Origin of the sequence: Herbaspirillum huttiense (assembly GCF_047300815.1) — a bacterium.
GTDB classification, from domain to species: Bacteria; Pseudomonadota; Gammaproteobacteria; order Burkholderiales; family Burkholderiaceae_D; genus Herbaspirillum; species Herbaspirillum huttiense_A.
Genome location: NZ_CP178608.1, coordinates 3,835,340 through 3,854,709 on the forward strand (window position 1 = coordinate 3,835,340; position 19,370 = coordinate 3,854,709).

At 63.4% G+C, this 19,370-nt stretch carries 20 protein-coding genes; 10 read left to right on the forward strand and 10 right to left on the reverse strand.

Translation table 11 applies throughout. From position 1 onward, the window contains the following. Positions 1-17: 17 nt before the first annotated feature. Positions 18-980 (reverse strand): LysR family transcriptional regulator, encoded by a 963-nt coding sequence (locus tag ACLRDN_RS17555; protein ID WP_413457331.1) that lies wholly within the window; start codon positions 978-980, stop codon positions 18-20. Between the two features lie 106 nt (positions 981-1,086). Here ACLRDN_RS17555 and ACLRDN_RS17560 point away from each other — a divergent pair, with 106 nt between their 5' ends. Beyond that, positions 1,087-1,839, forward strand: a complete 753-nt coding sequence (locus ACLRDN_RS17560) for an SDR family oxidoreductase (RefSeq protein WP_413457332.1) — start codon at positions 1,087-1,089, stop codon at positions 1,837-1,839. 39 nt (positions 1,840-1,878) lie between these two features. Further along, positions 1,879-2,940: an alkene reductase gene (locus ACLRDN_RS17565; RefSeq protein ID WP_413457333.1), complete on the forward strand. Its 1,062-nt coding sequence runs from the start codon at positions 1,879-1,881 to the stop codon at positions 2,938-2,940. Between the two features lie 291 nt (positions 2,941-3,231). Here ACLRDN_RS17565 and ACLRDN_RS17570 read toward each other — a convergent pair whose 3' ends face one another. Next, the gene (locus ACLRDN_RS17570) at positions 3,232-4,080 is read right to left on the reverse strand and encodes an IS3 family transposase (RefSeq protein WP_413460376.1); all 849 of its coding nucleotides are present in this window, start codon (positions 4,078-4,080) and stop codon (positions 3,232-3,234) included. Beyond that, positions 4,029-4,391 (reverse strand): transposase, encoded by a 363-nt coding sequence (locus tag ACLRDN_RS17575; RefSeq protein WP_209568292.1) that lies wholly within the window; start codon positions 4,389-4,391, stop codon positions 4,029-4,031. The genes ACLRDN_RS17570 and ACLRDN_RS17575 overlap by 52 nt, the downstream gene beginning before the upstream one ends. Position 4,392: 1 nt before the next feature. On the opposite strand from ACLRDN_RS17575, the gene ACLRDN_RS17580 reads away from it, so the two are divergent. Then, positions 4,393-4,968 carry a winged helix-turn-helix transcriptional regulator gene (locus ACLRDN_RS17580; protein ID WP_413460406.1) on the forward strand — a complete coding sequence of 192 codons (576 nt, stop codon included), beginning with the start codon at positions 4,393-4,395 and terminating at the stop codon, positions 4,966-4,968. Here the strand turns inward: ACLRDN_RS17580 and ACLRDN_RS17585 are convergent. Then, entirely contained in the window at positions 4,912-5,862 is a 951-nt protein-coding gene (locus ACLRDN_RS17585; RefSeq protein WP_413457334.1) for a dienelactone hydrolase family protein, read from the reverse strand. The genes ACLRDN_RS17580 and ACLRDN_RS17585 overlap by 57 nt on opposite strands. A 159-nt stretch (positions 5,863-6,021) precedes the next feature. Next, a complete protein-coding gene (locus ACLRDN_RS17590; RefSeq protein WP_413457335.1) occupies positions 6,022-6,945 on the reverse strand; it encodes a LysR family transcriptional regulator in 924 nt (307 codons plus the stop codon). Between the two features lie 113 nt (positions 6,946-7,058). Here ACLRDN_RS17590 and ACLRDN_RS17595 point away from each other — a divergent pair, with 113 nt between their 5' ends. Next, positions 7,059-8,282, forward strand: a complete 1,224-nt coding sequence (locus ACLRDN_RS17595; protein ID WP_413457336.1) for an MFS transporter — start codon at positions 7,059-7,061, stop codon at positions 8,280-8,282. A gap of 10 nt (positions 8,283-8,292) precedes the next feature. Here the strand turns inward: ACLRDN_RS17595 and ACLRDN_RS17600 are convergent, their stop codons facing one another. Continuing rightward, a complete protein-coding gene (locus tag ACLRDN_RS17600; RefSeq protein WP_413457337.1) occupies positions 8,293-9,231 on the reverse strand; it encodes a LysR substrate-binding domain-containing protein in 939 nt (312 codons plus the stop codon). A gap of 113 nt (positions 9,232-9,344) precedes the next feature. On the opposite strand from ACLRDN_RS17600, the gene ACLRDN_RS17605 reads away from it, so the two are divergent. Further along, positions 9,345-10,094, forward strand: a complete 750-nt coding sequence (locus ACLRDN_RS17605) for a 3-oxoacyl-ACP reductase family protein (RefSeq protein ID WP_413457338.1) — start codon at positions 9,345-9,347, stop codon at positions 10,092-10,094. A gap of 104 nt (positions 10,095-10,198) precedes the next feature. Then, entirely contained in the window at positions 10,199-10,612 is a 414-nt protein-coding gene (locus tag ACLRDN_RS17610; RefSeq protein WP_413457339.1) for a nuclear transport factor 2 family protein, read from the forward strand. 23 nt (positions 10,613-10,635) lie between these two features. On the opposite strand, the gene ACLRDN_RS17615 is transcribed toward ACLRDN_RS17610, so the two are convergent. Continuing rightward, complete coding sequence (locus ACLRDN_RS17615) at positions 10,636-11,727, reverse strand: tartrate dehydrogenase (protein WP_413457340.1); 1,092 nt, start codon at positions 11,725-11,727, stop codon at positions 10,636-10,638. Between the two features lie 172 nt (positions 11,728-11,899). On the opposite strand from ACLRDN_RS17615, the gene ACLRDN_RS17620 reads away from it, so the two are divergent. From ACLRDN_RS17620 to ACLRDN_RS17635, 4 genes are all read left to right on the forward strand, one after another. Continuing rightward, positions 11,900-12,847, forward strand: coding sequence for a LysR family transcriptional regulator (locus ACLRDN_RS17620; protein WP_413457341.1), 948 nt, complete (start codon positions 11,900-11,902; stop codon positions 12,845-12,847). Positions 12,848-12,929: 82 nt separating this feature from the next. Next, the gene (locus ACLRDN_RS17625; RefSeq protein WP_413457342.1) at positions 12,930-13,712 is read left to right on the forward strand and encodes a GntR family transcriptional regulator; all 783 of its coding nucleotides are present in this window, start codon (positions 12,930-12,932) and stop codon (positions 13,710-13,712) included. A gap of 225 nt (positions 13,713-13,937) precedes the next feature. Further along, positions 13,938-15,212, forward strand: a complete 1,275-nt coding sequence (oxlT, locus tag ACLRDN_RS17630; RefSeq protein ID WP_413457343.1) for an oxalate/formate MFS antiporter — start codon at positions 13,938-13,940, stop codon at positions 15,210-15,212. Positions 15,213-15,448: 236 nt separating this feature from the next. Then, complete coding sequence (locus ACLRDN_RS17635) at positions 15,449-17,131, forward strand: Na+/H+ antiporter (RefSeq protein ID WP_413457344.1); 1,683 nt, start codon at positions 15,449-15,451, stop codon at positions 17,129-17,131. A gap of 145 nt (positions 17,132-17,276) precedes the next feature. On the opposite strand, the gene ACLRDN_RS17640 is transcribed toward ACLRDN_RS17635, so the two are convergent. The 3 genes from ACLRDN_RS17640 to ACLRDN_RS17650 all read right to left on the reverse strand — a co-directional run bounded on the left by ACLRDN_RS17640 (position 17,277) and on the right by ACLRDN_RS17650 (position 19,359). Continuing rightward, positions 17,277-17,546 carry a hypothetical protein gene (locus ACLRDN_RS17640; RefSeq protein ID WP_088754910.1) on the reverse strand — a complete coding sequence of 90 codons (270 nt, stop codon included), beginning with the start codon at positions 17,544-17,546 and terminating at the stop codon, positions 17,277-17,279. Between the two features lie 234 nt (positions 17,547-17,780). Further along, positions 17,781-18,572: an ABC transporter substrate-binding protein gene (locus ACLRDN_RS17645; RefSeq protein ID WP_413457345.1), complete on the reverse strand. Its 792-nt coding sequence runs from the start codon at positions 18,570-18,572 to the stop codon at positions 17,781-17,783. Between the two features lie 13 nt (positions 18,573-18,585). After that, positions 18,586-19,359 (reverse strand): ABC transporter permease, encoded by a 774-nt coding sequence (locus ACLRDN_RS17650; RefSeq protein ID WP_413457346.1) that lies wholly within the window; start codon positions 19,357-19,359, stop codon positions 18,586-18,588. Positions 19,360-19,370 lie beyond the last annotated feature (11 nt).

Here is a 19,370-nt window from a genome sequence, read left to right on the forward strand (position 1 = left end):
TGCCCCACCGATGCGCCCTATTGGCTGGTGCCGCCAGCGTCATGGGAAGCATCGATCAAGACATCCCAAGGCGGCGGCGAGGCGAAGACCTCGTCCAGCAGCCCCAGGAAGGCCTTCACATTGGGACTTGAACGCCGGCTCTCCGGCCACAGCGCAGTCATGTTGGAGCGCTTGACGGCAAAGGCCGTCAGCACCGGCACCAGTTCTCCCCGCCGCACATGGGTGGCCGCCAGGTAAGTCGGCATGAGTGCGATGCCGCCGCCGGCAATCACAATGGACGCCACTACATCGCTGACATCGGCCACGATCCCAGCCTCGGGGGTGAGCTCCACGATCTCGCCGTCCATCGCGAAGGGCCAGCGCAACGCCTGGCCAGTACTCTGGAAACGGAAATTGACGCAGTCATGCTGGTCCAGTTCTTCAGGGCGGGTGGGCGTCCCGCGCCGGGCCAGATAGCCGGGTGCGGCAAAGGCACAGATGCGGTGCGGCGCCAGGTGCCGGGAAATCAGGCGCGAATCAGGAATGTCTCCCACCCGGATCGCCACGTCGATCCCCTCCGCAATCATGTCGGCCATCTGGTCCCGGATGCGCAAATCGACCACCAGCCCCGGATGGCGTGCCCGCAAACGCACCAGGGCCGGGCCCAGCAAATGGACGCCGATCGGATAGGGTGCCGCCACCCGGATCACCCCGGACGGCGCATTGCGCGCCGAAATGGCCGCCTGCTGGATTTCCTCGGCTTCGTGCAGCAAGCGCAGCGCCCGGGCGTAAAGCGCCTCCCCTTCATGCGTGAGCCGCAATGAGCGGGTCGTACGGATGAACAGCACCAGGCCCAGCTGCTGTTCCAGCCGGGCAATGCTTTTGCTGACGGCAGAGGGCGAAATCCCCATTTCGCGCGCCGCCGCCGAATAGCTTCCCAAGCTGGCCGCACGGGCAAAGGCAATCAGACCGGTCAGGCGGTCCAGGCTTATTTGTTCCATAGTGGCACTTATATTATGCCAATTGACCACCTTATGGAACAGATTGTCGCTCCCTAGAATGCGATTACGCACTTGCGTGAACCCACTTACTTCTCAGGAGCACACCATGAACACCCTCAACAAGGCAGCCGAGTTTCTCGTCAACAAATCCCTCTCGGGCAAGACCGTACTGATTTTCGGCGGCACCTCCGGCATCGGTCTGGCCACGGCGCTGCAGGCCAAGGAAGCAGGCGCCGATGTCATCGTCGTCGGTTCCGATCCCGAACGCGCTGAACGTACCGGCAACGAATACGGCCTGGCATGGCGCGCGGCGGACATCACCAACCGCGCGGCCGTCGAGGCTGCCTTGAAGGACATCGGCCACGTTGACCACCTGGTGCTCATGGCCGGCTCCTTCGTGGCCGGCAAGATTTTGGAAGCCGATACCGGCTACCTGCGCCGCGCCTTCGATGAACGGATCTGGGCGGCCATCGACGTCATCCGCACGCTCCACCCGCAGCTCGATGCCCATGCCTCCATCACCTTCATCTCCGGCGTGCTGGCCGATCGTCCCAATGCCTGGGGCACTGCCGTACTGGCCGCCGCCTCTGCCGCGATGGAAGCGCTGGCCCGCGGCCTGGTGCTGGAACTGGCACCGCGCCGCTTCAACACCCTCTCGCCGGGCACGACCGACACCCCGCTGCTGGGACGCACGCTGGGCAGTGCACGCGATGCCTACGTGGCCGACCTGAGCGCCAAACTGCCGCTCAATCAGATCGTCTCCACGCAACAGGCTGCCGCCGCCGTCATGTTCCTCATCCAGAACGACTTCATGAATGGCGAAACCCTGCACATCGATGGCGGCCAGCGCCTGGTGTAACTCCGGCCGACCGACCCCACAACAACGACAGGTGATCTCATGACGTCCCTCTTCGACCCCATCCAACTCGGTGCCATCGCCGCCCCCAATCGCATGCTGATGGCGCCGATGACGCGCGCACGCGGTACCCGCGAGCATCTCCCCACGCCAATGATGGCGACCTATTACGCCCAGCGCGCCTCTGCCGGGCTGATCATCAGCGAAGCCATCGGTGTCTCCCAGGCCGGATTGGGCTGGCCTTACGCCACCGGCCTCTGGAACCGGGAACAGATTGCCGGGTGGCGCCGCGTGACGGAAGCCGTGCACGCCGCCGGCGGGCGCATCATCGCGCAGCTCTGGCACATGGGACGCGTGGTGCATCCCCTCATGGGCGGCCAGACCCCGGTCTCGGCCTCCGCAACGACCGCGCCGGGGCAGGCCTATACCTACGACGGACAGCAGGCGCAAGTGCAGGCGCGCGCATTGCGCACCGATGAGATCGCCGGTGTGGTCAATGAACATGTCCAGGCGGCGCGAAACGCCATGGAGGCCGGTTTCGATGGCGTTCAGATCCATGCATCGAATGGCTATCTGATCGACCAGTTTTTGCGCGACAGCGATAATCACCGCGAGGATGCCTATGGCGGATCGATCGAGAACCGCATGCGCTTGCTGCGCGAGATCGTCGCGGGCATCTCGGAGGCGATCGGTGCGGATCGCATCGGCGTGCGGCTCTCTCCCAATGGTGAAACGCAGGGCATCCGCGACAGCGCCCCGCTTGCGCTCTTTGCGCGCACGCTGGAAATGCTCTCGTCGGCGGGCATCGGCCATGTGGAACTGCGCGAGCCGCCGCTTCACGGTTCCTTCGGCGTGGGCTACATGCCGCCACTCGCGGCGCAGCTGCGGCCGTATTTCAAGGGACCCTTGATCCTGAATTCGGACTTCGATATCCGCCGCGCGCAAGACGATCTGGAGAATGGAACCGGTGACGCCGTCAGCTTCGGTCGCCTTTATATCGCCAACGCGGATCTTGCGCATCGCGTTGCCCGTGGACTGCCCTTGAAAGCGGATGTGCGGGAGACCTGGTTCACGCAGGGGGCTGAAGGTTATATTGATTACTGAGAAGTGGGGGACGGGCAGGCGTGGCGGGACTGTGGGATGCTGTCCAAATCAGAACAGAAGCAGACATTCGTTCCAAGAACTGCTTCTCTTCTGATAGATTTGGACGTTTCGCGACAGTCCTTGAGCTGGAAAGGAATATTGATGCCCGTGTTTACCAAGCGCCTACAACAGAGCCTTCGGGTCCAATTATTGGATGAATCTCGCGAAATGATGACAAATTGTTGATTTGCATTGAAAACTGACCCACTTTTGGAGTGAACCCCTCGGGCTGGACCAAGGTTGGTCGAGAAACTAAGCCGCTTGCCGAGCAAGTTGTGCTTCGAACTGGTTAGGTGATTGATAGCCCAGCGCCGAGTGCATACGCCGTTCGTTGTAAATCTCTTCGATGAAGTATGGCAGTCTCGCTGCCACGTCGTCGAATTTCTCATATCCGGCCAGATAAACCTCTTCGACCTTAAGCGTCTTCATGAAGCTTTCCGCCTGGGCGTTGTGATATGGATTGGCTGGAGCACTCATCGATCCTATCAGACCAAATTCCTCCAAAGAATCCCGGTATAAGGCACTGGCATATTGGCACCCACGATCCGTATGGTGAATGCAGGTGCCGGGCGCCGGCTTGCGAATTCTGTAGGCGGCCGTCAGCGCGGCCAGGGCCAAAGGCGTGTCTATCCGCTTAGATAAAGCGTAGCCGATTACCTTGCGGCTGCAAGCATCCAAAACAACGGCCAGGTAGATAAAGCCGGATGCTATTCGGATGTAGGTGATATCGGCAATCCAGACACGATCTGGCTCCGTTGGAATGATGTTCTGATAGTGATTAGGAAAGACGGCGACGTCGGTTTCAGTGCCGGCCGCCGGCTTGAACCTGCGCCGATGATGGCCGTATACCTCATGCTCACGCATGATCCTGGCTACGCGCTTGTGATTGACCACATGCCCGCGTGCCCTCAATTCCAACGTGATTCGACGATAGCCATAGCCCGGGAATACATCGTGGATGTCTTCTATCAGATGGGCCAGCTCAGCATCACCGAGTACGGCAGTAGCCGGCCTGGGCTGATAATAGTAGGTGCTACGCGGCAGATCGATCATTTGGCATCCTCGTCGGATGGAGCAGGCTTGGGGCCGCTGATGATCGATGAGTTCTCGCTGTTGCTGACGAGTCGTAGCCGTGGCGTTTTTTTGAGGAGATCCAACTCCATCGTCAGCTGGCCTACCTTCCGTTCCAACGCGGCAATATGTGCTTCGTACTCTGCAACCGTCGACGCAGCAGCATCTTCTGCATCCAGCTCACCGCGATCAAACTGCCCTAGCCACATCTGCATGAGATTGGCCGACAAGTTATGAGTCTTGAGCGCCTCGCGTCGCCCTATCTTGCCGCTGCGAATATCGCTGCATATCTGTATCTTGAATTGCGGGCTGTGCCGCCGATATGGACCTCGTGATGCCATGATGTCGCTCCTCCTGAGAAGGCTCGACAAGCGTATCACTTCATCTCCTAGCCTTGGTCCAGCCCGAGGGTTCACTCCATTTCCCAGGAAATTTGCATCCAAAGTTGACCCATGTTTAGACCACAATCCTGCTCATGACAGCGAGCGGGAGAACGGAGTGATAGACGTGGCCCTACTTGGAATTATTCGACGCTGGTACATCAGAGACCGCATCTCAATTCGGGAAATCGCCCGCAGGCTCGACATATCCCGCAACACAGTTCGCCGCTACATCCGATCCGATGTCAGCGAACCTGCTTATCCAGCAAGGCGTTCGCCAAGCTCGCTCGATGACTTCACCGCCAGGCTCTCCGCTTGGCTCAGCGCAGAGGCGGTCAAATCTCGGAAGCAAAGAAGGACCCTGAAACAGATGTTCCTGGACTTAAGAGAGCTGGGATACGAGGGGTCGTATGACCGGGTGGCTGCCTTCAGCAGGCAATGGAAGGTGGGTCAAATGGAGAGGGTCAAATCTGCGAGCAAATCAACAGCCATAGCTCAGACAGTGTCTGGCCTCGGCGGTGGCATCCGCCCCCGATAGCCTCTGCGCACCCCGGTACATCGTGAAGACGCTCGTATCGAGGTCATATTCGCCATGACAGTCACGCGCGCTGGTAGCGGACTTGATCACATGCAGCCGCGTGGGCCTGTCAAATCCGTGATACGCATCGGGATAGACCTTCACCGTGACCTGTGCACCCTGCTTTCGCAATGTATCGGCATACTCCACACAAGGTGCGGCCGGCGTGTAATTGTCCTTGCCACCCAGCAGCATCAGGATAGGCGCACCATCCAGATGCGCTGACGCGTAATGGATGCCGCATCCGGGATAGAAGGCAATATGAGCGGCAAAGTGCAGATCGTCATCAATCACGGCGCGGCGAAACGGATCGAGGGCCGAATACAATGCGGCGATGCCGCCGCGCGAGAATCCCATCACGCTGATTTTTTTCTTGTCGATACGCGGGTCGGCCGCCAGCAGGCGCAGGGCAAAATAGGCATCGGCAATCCCCGCGCTCATCGACAGCTGCGTCTGGTCCGCTTCGGTGTTGGAAACGCCCCTGCCCGTGAAACTGTCCACGACAAAGCTGGCGAATCCCAGTGCGTTGAGTCGCTGCGCCCAGACTTTCTCGCCGGGATTGACGCCGCTGCTTCCGTGCAGGATGACGACGGCGGGCACGGGCGACGTCATCGCTTCAGGAAAACTGAGGCGTCCGGTGACAGTAGCCTTGTCGGCTACCGTGCGCTCCACGAAATCCTTGATCCGTTTGGGTGTAACAGACTCGAAACTGATCGTGCGGCCGGCGCTATCCTCCAAGGGAGTCGCTTGCACCAAGGGGGCTGCAAAGGTCTCAGCGATGCCACCCCAGAAGATGACGACGGCAATGAGGATCCTGTACGGGCGAACTGAGAACATGAAATTGTCTCCCTTCATTGAGCGGGTTCCAGCATGGTTCGCATCATCGGCGTGCGCAAGCGCGCAAGGCAGTGGCAGCACCGGCCTGAGTTCCTTATGAAAGCAGTGTCACGACGGAAAAAACCCGAACAAATCAATGCCCAGCCGCCGCTCTGCCGAGACAGCATTGGAGCACGATCACGGCTCGATCACCGCCCCAATCCCCAACGCCCTCTCAAAATGCCCCACCACCGCCCTCACCTTGGCCGAATGCTCCCGGCTGCGCTGCCACACGATGTGCAAGGGCAAACCCTGCGTCACATGCGCAGGCAAGATAGCCACCAAGCTACCCTCACGCAAGGCCTGCTCCACCACCCAGGTCGCCAGCTGCGCAACGCCCAAACCCGCCTGCACTGCCGCTACCTGCGCCTCGGCCTGGCCGAGGATGATGCGTCCCTCTACATGCTGCCGCACCACCGGCTGGTCGCCTTCCTTGATGAGCCACGGACTGCTGCTGCCATCCGCACGCGCATACAGCACCGCATCATGTGACTGCAACTCCTCCAGCGTGCGTGGCTCGCCACGGCGGGCAAGATAAGACGGCGCAGCGCAGAACACCAGTTCTTCATGACCGAGGCAGGTATAACCCAGCGTGGCCGGCCAGACGTCGCCGCCCCCGATGCGGACCACCACATCGAGTCCCTCTTCCACCAGATCGACGAAGCGGTCCGTGAAGGACACCTGCGGCGTGACCTGCGGATGCTTCTCCGCAAAGGCCAGCAGCGAGGCCATCCCGCGCAGGCGGCCAAAGGTGGCCGGCATGTCCACGCGCAGCCGTCCCGAGGGCGCAATCTCATCCGAGGCGAGCATGTCCTCGGCGCTCTTCAACTCATCCAGCACACGCACGCAGACCTGGTAGAACGCATCACCGGCATCGGTCAACTCAACCCGCCGCCGGCCCCGCTGCAACAGCGGACGCTTCAAGCGCTCCTCCAGCCGCGCCACGGCCTTGCCCACCGCTGAATTGGTGAGATGCAGGCGCTCGGCCGCCGCCGTGAAGCTCCCGGCTTCGACGACGGCAACAAAGGTCTCCAGACCTTTGAGCCTTTCCATTGGTGACATCTTGCACTCCCGCAGATGGAATATTTTTCCAGATAAGTGACGATTTTATATCCAGCAGTGGAAATTTGTTCTCACTTACCATGACGGGTCAATTTCCGGACGGAGTCCTTCAGATGCCAGTTGCCCCCAGCGCCACCGCGCGCACCCGCACTCCGCCAGCGCAAGACACGCGCGGCGGCAGTGCCTCGATCGCCATTCTCGCGGTGGCTGCCTTCGTCATCGTGACCACTGAATTCCTGATCGTTGGCCTGCTGCCCGCGCTGGCGCGGGACCTGCGCATCAGCGTGGCCAGTGCCGGGCAGCTGGTCACCCTCTTCGCCGTCGTGGTAATGCTGTGCGGCCCGCTGCTCACGGCCAGCCTGGCGCATCTGGAACGCAAGCGCCTCTTCATCGCCATCCTGGTGATCTTCGCGCTCTCCAACGCACTGGCCGCCGTCGCCTGGAACATCTGGGTGCTGGCCGTCGCACGCCTGGTGCCGGCGCTGGCATTGCCGGTGTTCTGGGGCACGGCCAGCGAGACCGCAGCACAGATCGCCGGGCCGCAAAAAAGCGGACGTGCGGTCTCGACGGTCTATCTGGGCATCTCGGCGGCCATGCTGTTCGGCATTCCGCTGGGCACGCTGGTATCGGAGGCCGTGGGCTGGCGTGCCGCCTTCGGCCTGCTGGCGCTGCTGTCGTTGCTGGTGGCCGCGCTGATCGCCGGCTTCGTGCCGCGCGTGCGCAGCGCATCCAGCGGTGGCATGGCGGCGCAGGCACGCATCCTGAAGAGTCCGTTTTTCCTGGCCAATGTGGCCCTGTCGGTGCTGGTCTTTACGGCCATGTTCACCGGCTATACCTACCTGGCCGAGATGCTGGAGAAATCGGCCGGCATCGCGCCCGCCCATGTCGGTTGGTGGCTCATGGGCTTTGGCGCGGTCGGCCTGGTCGGCAACTGGATCGGCGGGCTGTGGGTGGATCAGAAGCCGCTCGCCACCACCGCCCTCTTCTGCGCCATCCTCGCGCTGGGCATGGCGGGCAGCATGTTGCTGAGCCACGCGGGCTGGGCCTTTGCGCTGGCACTGGCGGTATGGGGCATTGCCAATACGGCGCTCTATCCGATCTGCCAGATCCGCGTGATGAAGGCCGCCTCAGGTGCGCAGGCACTGGCCGGTACGCTCAACGTGTCGGCCGCCAATGGCGGCATCGCGCTCGGTGCGGCCGTGGGTGGTGCCGCGCTGTCGTCATGGGGCGCGGGTCAGGTGGGCTATCTGGCGGCGGGGATCGCGCTGCTGGCAGTGGTGATGGCGGCACTGGTGGCCAGGCTCTCGCCGGCCCGCACCAACACCCGCCACGCTTGACCCAGTTGGATCAAGCCTGGCCGTCCAGCGTGCCAGCCAGCCGATCCTTCAACCCATCGCGGCGCAAGGCGTCCACGATGTAATCGACGAAGACGCGCGTCTTGGCCGGCAACAGCCGGCGCGTCGGATAGTAGATCGAGATATCCCCCGCATGCGCGTGCCATCCCGGCAGCACCCGCACCAGTTCGCCGCTCTTGAGCCACGGCATCACATCGGGCAGCGCCAGGAGGGCTACACCCAATCCCAGCAGGGCGGCCTCGCGCATGGCCACCGGATCATTGAGCACCATGCGCTCACGTTGTACCGTGCTGAGGTCTTCTCCGGCCTCGTTGCGCAGGGTCCAGCGCCGCACCTTGCCGGTCTGTCCCAAACGCATGACGATGCCATCGACCGTGGCCAGCATGCTCGGATGCGTGATCGCGGGCCATTGCCGCAGGCAGGCGGGGGAAGCCACCGCCACCACCTGCGCCGGCAGCAGCACGCGCGATACCAGGCCGGGCGCCAGTTCGAAGCCCCCTCCAATGGCCGCATCAAAGCCCTCGGCAATGAGGTCGACCGGCCGGTTCTCGAAATGCCACTCGGGGCGAATGCCCGGATAGCGCTGCAGGAAAGCAGGCAGCAGCGGCAGGATGGTGCCGATGCCAAAGGACGGCGCCATGCTGACCTTGAGCACGCCCGCCGGTTCGCCCTGGTCGCTGCTGACGGCCGCAATGGCCGCTTGCAGGGCGTCCATGTTGCCGCCGATATCGGCCAGGAATTTCTCGCCGGCTTCGGTGAGCGTGAGCCGCCGTGTGGAACGCTGGAAGAGGCGCACCCCCAGGTTGCGTTCCAGCATGGCCACGTTGCGGCTCACGGCTGCAGGCGTCAATGCCAGGCGCCGTGCGGCTTCCGAGAAGCTGCCGGACTCGGCGCTGCGGACGAAGGATTCCAGGTTGGCGAGCGTTTCCATGGCCCGATCTTACACCAACGCTTGAAAATGTTTCGACTCATTGGGGGCTAATCAGTTGATAATCCGGCGGCCATACTTCGATCATCCCATCACCCATCGAACGGAGAAATCAAATGGCACAACAGCAAATCCTCAACGGCAAGGTCGCCCTCGTCACCGGCGGCTCGCGCTCCATCGGCGCGGCCATCGCACGCCGCCTGGCCGCCGATGGCGCCGCAGTGGCACTGACCTACAACGCCTCGCCCGAGAAAGCCCGGGCCGTGGTCGCCGAGATCGAAGCTGCAGGCGGCCGCGCCCTGGCCATCGAGGCCGATGCCGGCAATGCGATTGCAGTGCGTGCGGCCGTCACGCAGACCGTGGCCGCCTTCGGCGCCATCGACATCCTGGTCAACAACGCCGGACTGGGCCTGGGCGGCGCCATCGAGGACCTGACCGAGCAAACCTATGAGCGCATGATTGCAGTGAACGTCACAGGCGTCTTCGTGGCGACCCAGGAAGCGGTGCGCCACATGGGCAGCGGCGGGCGCATCATTCATATCGGCTCGTCGATGACGCGCTACGCGGCCTTCCCGACGGCCTCGCTCTACACCCTGACCAAGGGCGCCATCACCGGTTTCAACCGCAGCCTGGTGCGCGATCTCGGTCCCAAAGGCATCACCGTCAATACCGTGCACCCCGGTCCGACCGATACCGACATGAACCCGGCCGATGGTCCGGTCAGCCAGATCGTCAGCCCCGGCATCGCCCTGGGCCGCTATGGACAGCCGGCAGAAATCGCCGGTGTAGTGGCCTTCCTGGCCGGGCCCGATGCGTCCTTCGTGACCGGTGCCGAGATCGTCGCCGATGGCGGCCTGACCGCCTGAGGCGAGATCATCACCGCGCGATCGCACAAGACCATCGGCGCCATCGCCTACACACTGACTACGACTTCGCTTTCCGCAAACGCTCAATGAGCAAGGAGATTCAAATGAACACGAACGACGCACAAGTCACCGCCAACACGGCGCCCGACTTCGACACGCTGTTGCGCGCCAACCTGGCCCGCATCTTCAACGAACGTGATGCGGCCAGACGCACCGCCGCGGCTCAGGAGATCTTCGCCGATGATGCCGTCATGTACGAGCCTGCAGGCGTCGTCGAAGGCCGCGACGCCATCGCCGCCGTTGCCGGTGCGCTGCTGGAACAGTTCGGCGCCGATTTTTCCTTCCAGGCCGATGGAGTCGGCGTGGGCCATCACGGCATGGGGACGCTGCGCTGGCGCGCAGGCCCGGCCGCGGGTCCCGTGATGATCACCGGGACCGACCTGGCCGAAGTCAGCGAGGGCCGCATCACGCGACTGTGGGTGCTGATCGACCCGGCCCCGCAGATGAAAACCATATAAATCATTACGCATGCACGCAGCGATCAGGCTGCCTGCCGGTCCCGCACCGCATCGGCAACGAATCTGCACACGGCCTCGGTCACCTGCACCGTGGTCGCCTTGCCGCCCAGGTCACCGGTATGCAGCGCCGGATCGGCCGTGACTGCTTCAATGGCCTGCATCACCTGCGCCGCTGCATCGTGCTCGCCCAGGTGTTCCAGCAGCATCACCACCGACCAGAAGGTACCCACCGGATTGGCCAGGCCTTTGCCCATGATGTCGAAGGCCGAGCCGTGGATGGGTTCGAACATGGACGGATAGCGGCGCTCCGGATCGATGTTGCCGGTGGGCGCAATGCCCAGGCTGCCCGCCAGCGCAGCGGCCAGGTCGGAGAGGATGTCGGCATGCAGGTTGGTGGCCACGATGGTGTCCAGCGTGGCGGGACGGTTGACCATACGCGCGGTGGCGGCGTCGACCAGTTCCTTGTCCCACTTCACGTCCGGGAATTCCTTGGCAATCTGCACCGCGATCTCGTCCCACATCACCATCGCATGGCGCTGGGCATTGCTCTTGGTGATCACCGTCAACAACTTGCGCGGACGCGACTGCGCCAGCCTGAAAGCGAAGCGCATGATGCGCTCGACGCCGGCGCGGGTCATCATCGAGACATCGGTGGCCGCTTCGATGGGATGGCCCTGGTGCACGCGGCCGCCGACTCCGGCGTATTCGCCTTCGGAATTCTCGCGCACGATGACCCAGTTCAGGTCCTCCGCACGACAGCGCTTGAGGGGCGCGTCGATGCCCGGCAGGATGCGCGTGGGGCGCACGTTGGCGTACTGGTCGAAGCCCTGGCAGATTTTCAGGCGCAGGCCCCACAGGGTGACGTGGTCCGGAATGTGCGGATCCCCGGCCGAGCCGAACAGGATGGCGTCCTTGTCGCGCAGGGCATCGAGGCCATCGGCGGGCATCATCACGCCGTGCTGGCGGTAGTAGTCGCCGCCCCAGCCGAAGTCCTCGAAGTCGAAGGCGAGGTCGGCACGGGCGGCGGCCAGGGCTTGCAGCAACTGGCGGCCCGCAGGAATGACTTCCTTGCCGATGCCGTCGCCGGGGATGGTTGCGATGCGATAGGTTTTCATGTCTCCAGCCTTTCTTGATGAGATGCGGTGTGGGGTCTCGCAAAATAACGGCATGCGCCGCGTCTTTGCATGCGGACTACTTTACCCATACTGAAAGGACAGGAACCGGTGCTAGACTTAAAGCATTCTTAACCTGAATTCAACAATCGTTTTGTTTTCCTGGCGAGGTTTCATGCAGGACACCGTTCTTCCCGCCGACCTGCGTTTCTTTTCCGTGCTGGCCATGGCTGGCAGTCTCTCTGCGGCCGGGCGCGAGCTGGGACTGACCACGGCGGCGGTCAGCAAGCACCTCACGCTGATGGAAGCGCGGGCCGGCGTGCCGCTGGTCAACCGCACCACGCGCCGCATGATGTTGACGCCCGAGGGCGAGCTCTATCTGGAACACGCGCGCCGCATCCTCGACCAGATCGATGAATTGTCCGAACTGCTGGGCAGCTCCAAACGCCGCCCGGAAGGCCTGCTGCGGGTCAATGCCACGCTGGGGTTCGGGCGCAGCCATGTGGCGCCGGTGATTTCCAAATTCGTGACGCGCCATCCGCAGGTATCGGTGCAGTTGCAGTTGTCGGTGATGCCGCCGCCGCTGACCGAGGACAGCTTCGATATCTGCATCCGCTTCGGAGAGCCGCCCGATACCCGGGTGGTAGCGCGGCGGCTGGCGTCCAATGCGCGGCTGCTGTGCGCCTCGCCGGACTATCTCAAGCGCAGGGGCATGCCGCAGACGCCGCATGACCTGGCCAAACACAATTGCGTGGGCATCCGACAGGGCGATGAGGCTTATGGGGTGTGGAAGCTGTCCTCGGGCAGCGGTGCTTCGCGCAAGACGGAGACGGTCAAGATCCGCGGCAACCTCACCACCAATGACGGCGAGATCGCGGTGAAGTGGGCGCTGGACGGGCACGGCATCCTCATGCGCGCCGAGTGGGATATCCGCAGCTATCTGGAACAGGGGCGGCTGGTGCAGGTGCTGCCGGGCTGGCAGACGCCCAATGCGGATATCTTTGCGGTGTATTCGCAGCGCCAGCAGCTGTCGACGCGGGTGCGCAGCTTTGTGGATTTCATTGCGCGTGAGCTGGCCGAACCTTCGCCCAAGCAGCGTATTACCGTGCTGGGCAAGCGCTAGCAGCGCGGTGCAGCTTCCATCCGCCCCCACCCCCGCGTTAAGATAGCCGCCAACCCCGTCCACCCGCCCAGCCAATTCCTTCATGACGTCCAGCCAAGCGCCCGCCGATCTCGCCACCCGCCGTGCCGGCAAGCTCACCGACACGGTCTATGCCAGCCTGCGCGATGACATCTACGCCTTCCGCCTGCTGCCCGGCGACCGCTTTGCCGAGAACGACGTGGCCGAGCGGCTGCAGGTCTCGCGCACCCCTGTGCGCGAAGCGCTCATGCGCCTGCAAAGCGAAGGCCTGGTGCGCGGCCACTTCCGCAACGGCTGGGAAGTGGTGCCGATCGACCTGGCGCGCTTCGCCTCCCTCTACGAATTGCGCGAGATGCTGGAACTGCACGCCGTGCGCAAGCTGTGCTCCCCGCGCATCGCCCCGGCCGTGCGCCAGCAGCTGGTGGCCGAACAAGGTGCGATCTGGCAGTGCGCCCCCAGCGACCGCCTGCCCGACGGGCTGGCCGTGGCGGCCCTGGACGAAGCCTTCCACTGCGCGCTGGTGCAGGCGGCCGGCAACCCCGAGGCCGATACCGTCTATCGCCAGCTGGCCAACCAGCTGCGCATCATGCGGCGCCTGGACTTCGCCTATGGCGACTGCATCGATGACACCTACGCCGAACACCGTGCCATCCTCGACGCCATCGCCCGCAGCGATGGCGGTCTGGCCGGTGAGCTGATCGCACGTCATATCGAAGACAGCCACACCGTGGTCGAACGCCTCACCATCGCCCGCCTCGAACAGGTGCGCGCCGAGTCGGTGCAGGCTGCACCGGCGCCGGGCAATGCACCGCCATCGACACCCACCCGGCGCAAGCGTTTTGGCTGAAGAAGTGAAGCTTTGCGCTTCAAAGGCGGGCCGCAGGCCGGTTTTTGCCCTCCCGAAGAAGAATTGAACCGATTTTCCTGTGCCGGATTTGCCACGAGGCAAATGGCATGAAAGCTGCTTTTGTGGCTGGCAGGATTTATGCATACATAAATTCAGTCCAGCGGCATCCTGCCCGATCCGGCAAGGCTGGCCGTCCCACTCTGGCTTTCTGTACAGGAGAAACGCATGACCACCCTCACCCAAACCGCCCCGGCGAGCGCGCAGGGCTTGCTGCGCAACCGCTGGTTCCAGCTGTTGATCGGCCTGATCTGCATGATGGCCATCTCCAGCCCGCAATACGTGTGGACCTTGTTCACCAAGCCGCTCACGGCCAAGCTGGGCGTGCCGCTGTCGGAACTGCAGATCACCTTCTCGATGCTGATCGTGCTGCAGACCTTCTTCTCGCCCTTCCAGGGCAGCTTGATCGAGCGCTTCGGCGCGCGCCGCCTGATCGCCATCGGCACCTTCATGTCCGGCCTGTCATGGGTCCTGGCGGCGCAAGCCTCCACCATCGGCATGTTCTATCTAGCCTATGGCCTGGTGGGCGGGCTCGGCACCGGCATCGTCTATGTCGGCGTGGTCGGCCAGATGGTGCGCTGGTTCCCGGACCGTCGCGGCTTTGCAGTGGGCATGGTGGCGGCCGGCTACGGCATGGGCGCGATTCTCACCACCTTCCCGATCTCGGCCTCGCTGGCCAGCGCAGGGCTGGAAACCACCCTCTGGCAATTCGGCCTGGTGTTTGCCGTGATCGGCGTGCTGGCCGCCCAGGCGCTGCGCTCGCCGGACGCCAGCCATGCAGCCGCCATGCCGGCCCCCGCGATTGCCGCCAGCAAGCTCGACCTGGCGCCGCGCCAGATGCTGCGTACGCCCCTGTTCTGGCTCATGTTCGTGATGATGACCATGATGTCGACCTCGGGCCTGATGGTGACCTCGCAGATGGCCACCTTCGCGCGTGACTTCGGCGTGGCCAACGTGATGGTGTTCGGACTGGCGGCGCTGCCGCTGGCGCTGACCATCGACCGTCTCACCAATGGCTTGACGCGCCCCTTCTTCGGCTGGGTCTCGGATCGCTACGGCCGCGAGAACACCATGTTCTTCGCCTTCGCCCTGGAAGGCGTGGCCATGGCCCTGTGGCTGGCCACGCGCGAGAATGCGGTGCTGTTCGTGCTGCTGTCGGGCGTGGTCTTCTTCGGCTGGGGCGAGATCTTCTCGCTCTTCCCCTCGACCCTGACCGACACCTTCGGCACCCGCAACGCCACCGCCAACTATGGCTGGCTCTACATCTCGCAGGGCATCGGCTCGATCTTCGGCGGCCCGATGGCGGCCATGATGCATGAGAAGACCGGCAGCTGGCATCCGGTCTTCGGAACCGCCATTACGCTGGACATCCTCACCGCCTGTCTGGCACTGATGGTCTTGAAACCCTGGCGCGCCCGCTATCTGGCCAAGGCCGGCAACTAAGCACCGCCAGTCCTCCCCGCTCCCTGATGCCGGCCTTGTGCCGGCATCGTCGTTTTTGTCCGCGCCTTCTCCTGATGCAGTGGTACATTGCTGCCGAGCTTGTGCCGCGCAGGTACCGTATACTTGCAAGCTTGTTGCAAGTCATTGCAACGCGCCTGCAACGCGCCTGCAACTCCTTGCAGCCCTGCCGGTCTGACCCACCCGCGCCTCATCACAAGAACACCACCTGCTGCCTCATGGAAATCGTCTTCACCGTCCTGATCCTGCTGCTGGCCGTCGCCGTCTCGGGCGTGGTCGCGCGGCTGGCTCCCTTCAAGCTGCCGCTGCCGCTGTTCCAGATCGCCTTGGGTGCGGTGCTGGCCATGCCCATGTTCGGCCTGCGCATCAGCTTCGATCCGGAACTGTTTCTGCTGCTGTTCATCCCGCCACTGCTCTTCACCGATGGCTGGCGCATGCCCAAGCGCGAGTTCTTCCGCCTGGCGCGCCCCATCCTGGCGCTGGCCCTGGGTCTGGTGATGTTCACGGTGGTGGGCGTGGGCTACTTCATCCACTGGATGATCCCGGTCATCTCGCTGCCCTCGGCCTTCGCGCTGGCGGCCGTGCTCTCGCCCACCGATGCGGTGGCGGTCTCGTCCATCGTCGGCAAGGGCCGCCTGCCGGCCTCGATGCAGCACGTGCTGGAGGGCGAGGCGCTGATGAATGATGCGTCCGGCCTGGTGGCCTTCAAGTTCGCCATTGCCGCCGTCATCACGGGGACCTTCTCGCTGCTGGACGCCAGCATTTCCTTCGTGCTGATCGCCGCCGGCGGCATTGCCGTGGGGCTGATCGTGGCCTGGGGCTTCGGGCTGATCCGCCGCAAGATCATCGAATGGGCCGGTGACGAGCCGGGCATCCAGGTGGTGCTGCTGTTGCTGATCCCTTTCACGGCCTACATCTTCGCCGAACACTTTGGTTTGTCCGGCATTCTGGCGGCGGTGGCGGCGGGCATGCTGATGCCCTATCTGGAGACGGCCGGCGGCGAATCGGCGGCCACGCGGCTGCAGGGACGCAGCATCATGACCATGCTCGAATTCGTCTTCAACGGCATGTCCTTCCTGCTGCTGGGCCTGCAATTGCCGGGCATCGTCAGCCTGGCCCACGTGGATGCGCAGATGGCGGGCAATGTGCCGGTGTGGCATCTGTTCGTCTATATCCTGGCCATCACGGTGGCGCTGATCGTGCTGCGTTTCGTGTGGGTCTGGATCAACCTGCGCATGCGCCGCTTTGCCTCTGCCGTGCGCGGCCAGAGCGGGCGCAACCGCAAGTTCGATTTGCGGCTCATCAGCATCGCGGCGCTCTCCGGCGTGCGCGGGGCCATCACGCTGGCGGGCGTGATGTCGATCCCGCTGCTGCTGAAGGAACATACGCCCTTCCCCGCGCGTGACCTGCTGATCTTTCTCGCTACCGGCGTGATCCTGTGCTCGCTGCTGTTCGGCAGTTTCATGCTGCCGTGGATGCTCAAGGACCTGCAGCTCGATGCCGAGGTCAAGCGCCGCCGCGCCGAGGAAATGATGGCGCGCCTGCGCCTGTCGGAGGCGGCCGTGCGCACCATCGAGGAGGCGCAGGAACGCATCGGCGTCAATCTCGATGAATCCGATCTGGCGTTGTTGATGGAAGTCAGCGGCAGTCTGCTGGCGACCTATCGCATGCGCATGAATGCGGAGAGCGATTCGGAAGAAACCCAGCGCGCGGCCAACCGCTTCAAGCAGTTCGAGCGTGAACTGCGGCTGGAGGCGATCCGCGCCGAGCGGCTGGAAGTGCACTACCTGCGCGCTGAACAGCGCATCAATGACGAGACCTTCCTGATGCTCATCAACCAGATCGACATGGCAGAAACCTGGTTGCTGGGATCATTGAATGCGCCGGGGCAGAATCACTGATCCGAGCTGCACGCTGCACCAACGACAAAGCCCGCAACGCCCTTGTACCGGGCGTTGCGGGCTTTGTTGAATCCAGGTTAAGAATCCGGAATTGGCCGCTCATTGGCCAATGCGCGGCCAATTCACGTCATCGGCAAGACAGGAATCAGGCCACCGAATTGACGGTCGTACCGATGATCTCGCCGGTCGCATTGCGCGAAGCCTGCTCGCGGCGATTGCGTTCCTGGCGGGCGTTTTCGGCGCGGGTTTCATCGGCCTGGATTTCTTCCAGACGGCGCTGCTCGGCCTTCAAGGCAGCCGCCGCTTCTTCGGCACGGCGCACGGCCACCGGATCATTGGCCTTGCCAGTGGTCGGTGCATTGTTGTTGGGGTCGGAGACGACGCCGTTGACGGCAGAGGAAATGTCCATGGCCATGATGGGCTCCCTTTGAAACGAAGGCTGAGGAATGACGACTGGCGGCGACAGGATGTGCCTTCCAGTAGTGCGAATGCCGACTATGTTACGCCCATTGCCGCGCTCTGCCACAGGGAAAATCCTGAAATGGCGGGAATTTTGTGCAGCCGGTACGCAGCGGCTTGCCCGCCTGTCAAGAAATCCCACCGTATCGATATCGGCGTGGCAACTTCCTTGCCACGCCGGCAAGAGGCCTCAGTGGCAATCCGGCACGTTCTGGTCGAGGTAGACCTCGAAGGCGACGTTGTTGACCCATTTCTTGATGGCCTTGTCCCAGAACGCATCGTTCCATCGCGCGGCCAGTTGCCGTGCGGCGGCCAGGTCGGCCGGGTCATTGCCGCGCACCTGCAGCACCAGCGCCTGGCGGCTCACCGGCGGCAGCTGCGCTGAGAATTTCTTCCATTCGGGCAGCTTCAGGAGCGCCTTCATGAGCGTGTCGTCATGCACGGCGGCATCGCACTGGCCGATGCGCACGGCCAGCAGGGAATCAGCCGGAGCCGGCATCACTTTCTCGATGGCGGCGTAGCGCGCACTGAGGGTGCCGACATAGGGCGACCCGGCGGAAACGCAGACGGTGCGGCCCTTCATGTCTTCCCATTTGCGGATGGTGGTATCGGTGCGCATGATGGCCATGCCGCCAGCGCTGTAGCCGGTCGGGACCGTGATGACGTCGGCCGCGCCCGCCTGGGCCGCATCGATGCGGGTGAGCGCCACATCAGGACGCACACCCTTCAGTGCAGCGCGGTCTTGCGTAGTGGGCTGGAAATCGGCCTTGAGCTTCCATTGCGCGGCAAGATCCTCGGCCGGCACGATGGCGATGTTTTCCGGCGTACGGAATTTCATGCCGCCCTTGTAGACCGGCGGCACGTGGTCCAGCCCGATGCGCACGGTGTCGCTGCGGCGCGCATCATCAAGCACGCCGGCCTGGGCGGCCCCCATGGACAGGCAGGCCGATACCAGCAAGGTGAAGCGAACAAGGGTGTGCATGGCGGGCATGGCTTCAGACGTACTGGTACTTGAGCAGGCGATGCTTGAGGTTTTCCAGGATCACTTGGTCGATCAGCGCGGCCAGGATGGCGATGGTGAGGATGTTGGCCATCACGCCGATCATGTCGGCCGTCTCGCCCGAGTAGGCCAGCGTGCGGCCCAGGCCCTTGCCGAAACCGACCAGCATTTCAGCGGAAATGAGAGCGCGCCATGCATTGCCGAAAGCCAGCTGGGCCCCGGTGATGAGTTCGGGCATCACCGCCGGCAGGTACACCCGGCGCAGCATGGACAGGCGTGACGCCCCCATCACGCGGGCTGCCGAGACATGCACCTGCTGCACGCTCTCGGTGGCATTCATGACCGAGAGTGCGGCCGGGAAGAACGCGGCGATGGCCACCACCACCACGATGGGCAGGTTGCCGAAGCCCATCAGGATCAGGAACAGCGGCACCCAGGCAATGGAGGGAATCGATTGCAGGATCACGATGGCCGACTTCAGTACTTCACGGAAGAAGAACAGCACCGCACCGACCAGGCCGAACCCGATGCCCAGTGCCAGCGCCGAGCCATAGCCCAGGCCCAGGCGATAAAGACTGCCGAAGAGGGCCGTACGGAAATTGCTCGACTGGACCTCCTCCACCAGCCGCGCGGCCACCTCGGGCACGCCCGGCATCAGGAAGGACGGCAGCGACCAGGCCGCGATCTGCCACATCAGAAGGATGAAGACGATGGCCAGCACCATGGCCAGTTTCTTGCGGAGTCCGGTAACGCGACGCTGTGAGCTCATAAGGACAGGAA

What these genes read in the sequence shown, in the direction of transcription:
- ACLRDN_RS17555 (WP_413457331.1), bottom strand. Translation starts at nt 980, where the DNA reads ATGGAACAAATAAGCCTGGACCGCCTGACCGGTCTGATTGCCTTTGCC.
- ACLRDN_RS17560 (WP_413457332.1), top strand. Translation starts at nt 1,087, where the DNA reads ATGAACACCCTCAACAAGGCAGCCGAGTTTCTCGTCAACAAATCCCTC.
- ACLRDN_RS17565 (WP_413457333.1), top strand. Translation starts at nt 1,879, where the DNA reads ATGACGTCCCTCTTCGACCCCATCCAACTCGGTGCCATCGCCGCCCCC.
- ACLRDN_RS17575 (WP_209568292.1), bottom strand. Translation starts at nt 4,391, where the DNA reads ATGGCATCACGAGGTCCATATCGGCGGCACAGCCCGCAATTCAAGATA.
- ACLRDN_RS17580 (WP_413460406.1), top strand. Translation starts at nt 4,393, where the DNA reads ATGTCGCTCCTCCTGAGAAGGCTCGACAAGCGTATCACTTCATCTCCT.
- ACLRDN_RS17585 (WP_413457334.1), bottom strand. Translation starts at nt 5,862, where the DNA reads ATGAAGGGAGACAATTTCATGTTCTCAGTTCGCCCGTACAGGATCCTC.
- ACLRDN_RS17590 (WP_413457335.1), bottom strand. Translation starts at nt 6,945, where the DNA reads ATGTCACCAATGGAAAGGCTCAAAGGTCTGGAGACCTTTGTTGCCGTC.
- ACLRDN_RS17595 (WP_413457336.1), top strand. Translation starts at nt 7,059, where the DNA reads ATGCCAGTTGCCCCCAGCGCCACCGCGCGCACCCGCACTCCGCCAGCG.
- ACLRDN_RS17600 (WP_413457337.1), bottom strand. Translation starts at nt 9,231, where the DNA reads ATGGAAACGCTCGCCAACCTGGAATCCTTCGTCCGCAGCGCCGAGTCC.
- ACLRDN_RS17605 (WP_413457338.1), top strand. Translation starts at nt 9,345, where the DNA reads ATGGCACAACAGCAAATCCTCAACGGCAAGGTCGCCCTCGTCACCGGC.
- ACLRDN_RS17610 (WP_413457339.1), top strand. Translation starts at nt 10,199, where the DNA reads ATGAACACGAACGACGCACAAGTCACCGCCAACACGGCGCCCGACTTC.
- ACLRDN_RS17615 (WP_413457340.1), bottom strand. Translation starts at nt 11,727, where the DNA reads ATGAAAACCTATCGCATCGCAACCATCCCCGGCGACGGCATCGGCAAG.
- ACLRDN_RS17620 (WP_413457341.1), top strand. Translation starts at nt 11,900, where the DNA reads ATGCAGGACACCGTTCTTCCCGCCGACCTGCGTTTCTTTTCCGTGCTG.
- ACLRDN_RS17625 (WP_413457342.1), top strand. Translation starts at nt 12,930, where the DNA reads ATGACGTCCAGCCAAGCGCCCGCCGATCTCGCCACCCGCCGTGCCGGC.
- oxlT (WP_413457343.1), top strand. Translation starts at nt 13,938, where the DNA reads ATGACCACCCTCACCCAAACCGCCCCGGCGAGCGCGCAGGGCTTGCTG.
- ACLRDN_RS17635 (WP_413457344.1), top strand. Translation starts at nt 15,449, where the DNA reads ATGGAAATCGTCTTCACCGTCCTGATCCTGCTGCTGGCCGTCGCCGTC.
- ACLRDN_RS17640 (WP_088754910.1), bottom strand. Translation starts at nt 17,546, where the DNA reads ATGGCCATGGACATTTCCTCTGCCGTCAACGGCGTCGTCTCCGACCCC.
- ACLRDN_RS17645 (WP_413457345.1), bottom strand. Translation starts at nt 18,572, where the DNA reads ATGCACACCCTTGTTCGCTTCACCTTGCTGGTATCGGCCTGCCTGTCC.
- ACLRDN_RS17650 (WP_413457346.1), bottom strand. Translation starts at nt 19,359, where the DNA reads ATGAGCTCACAGCGTCGCGTTACCGGACTCCGCAAGAAACTGGCCATG.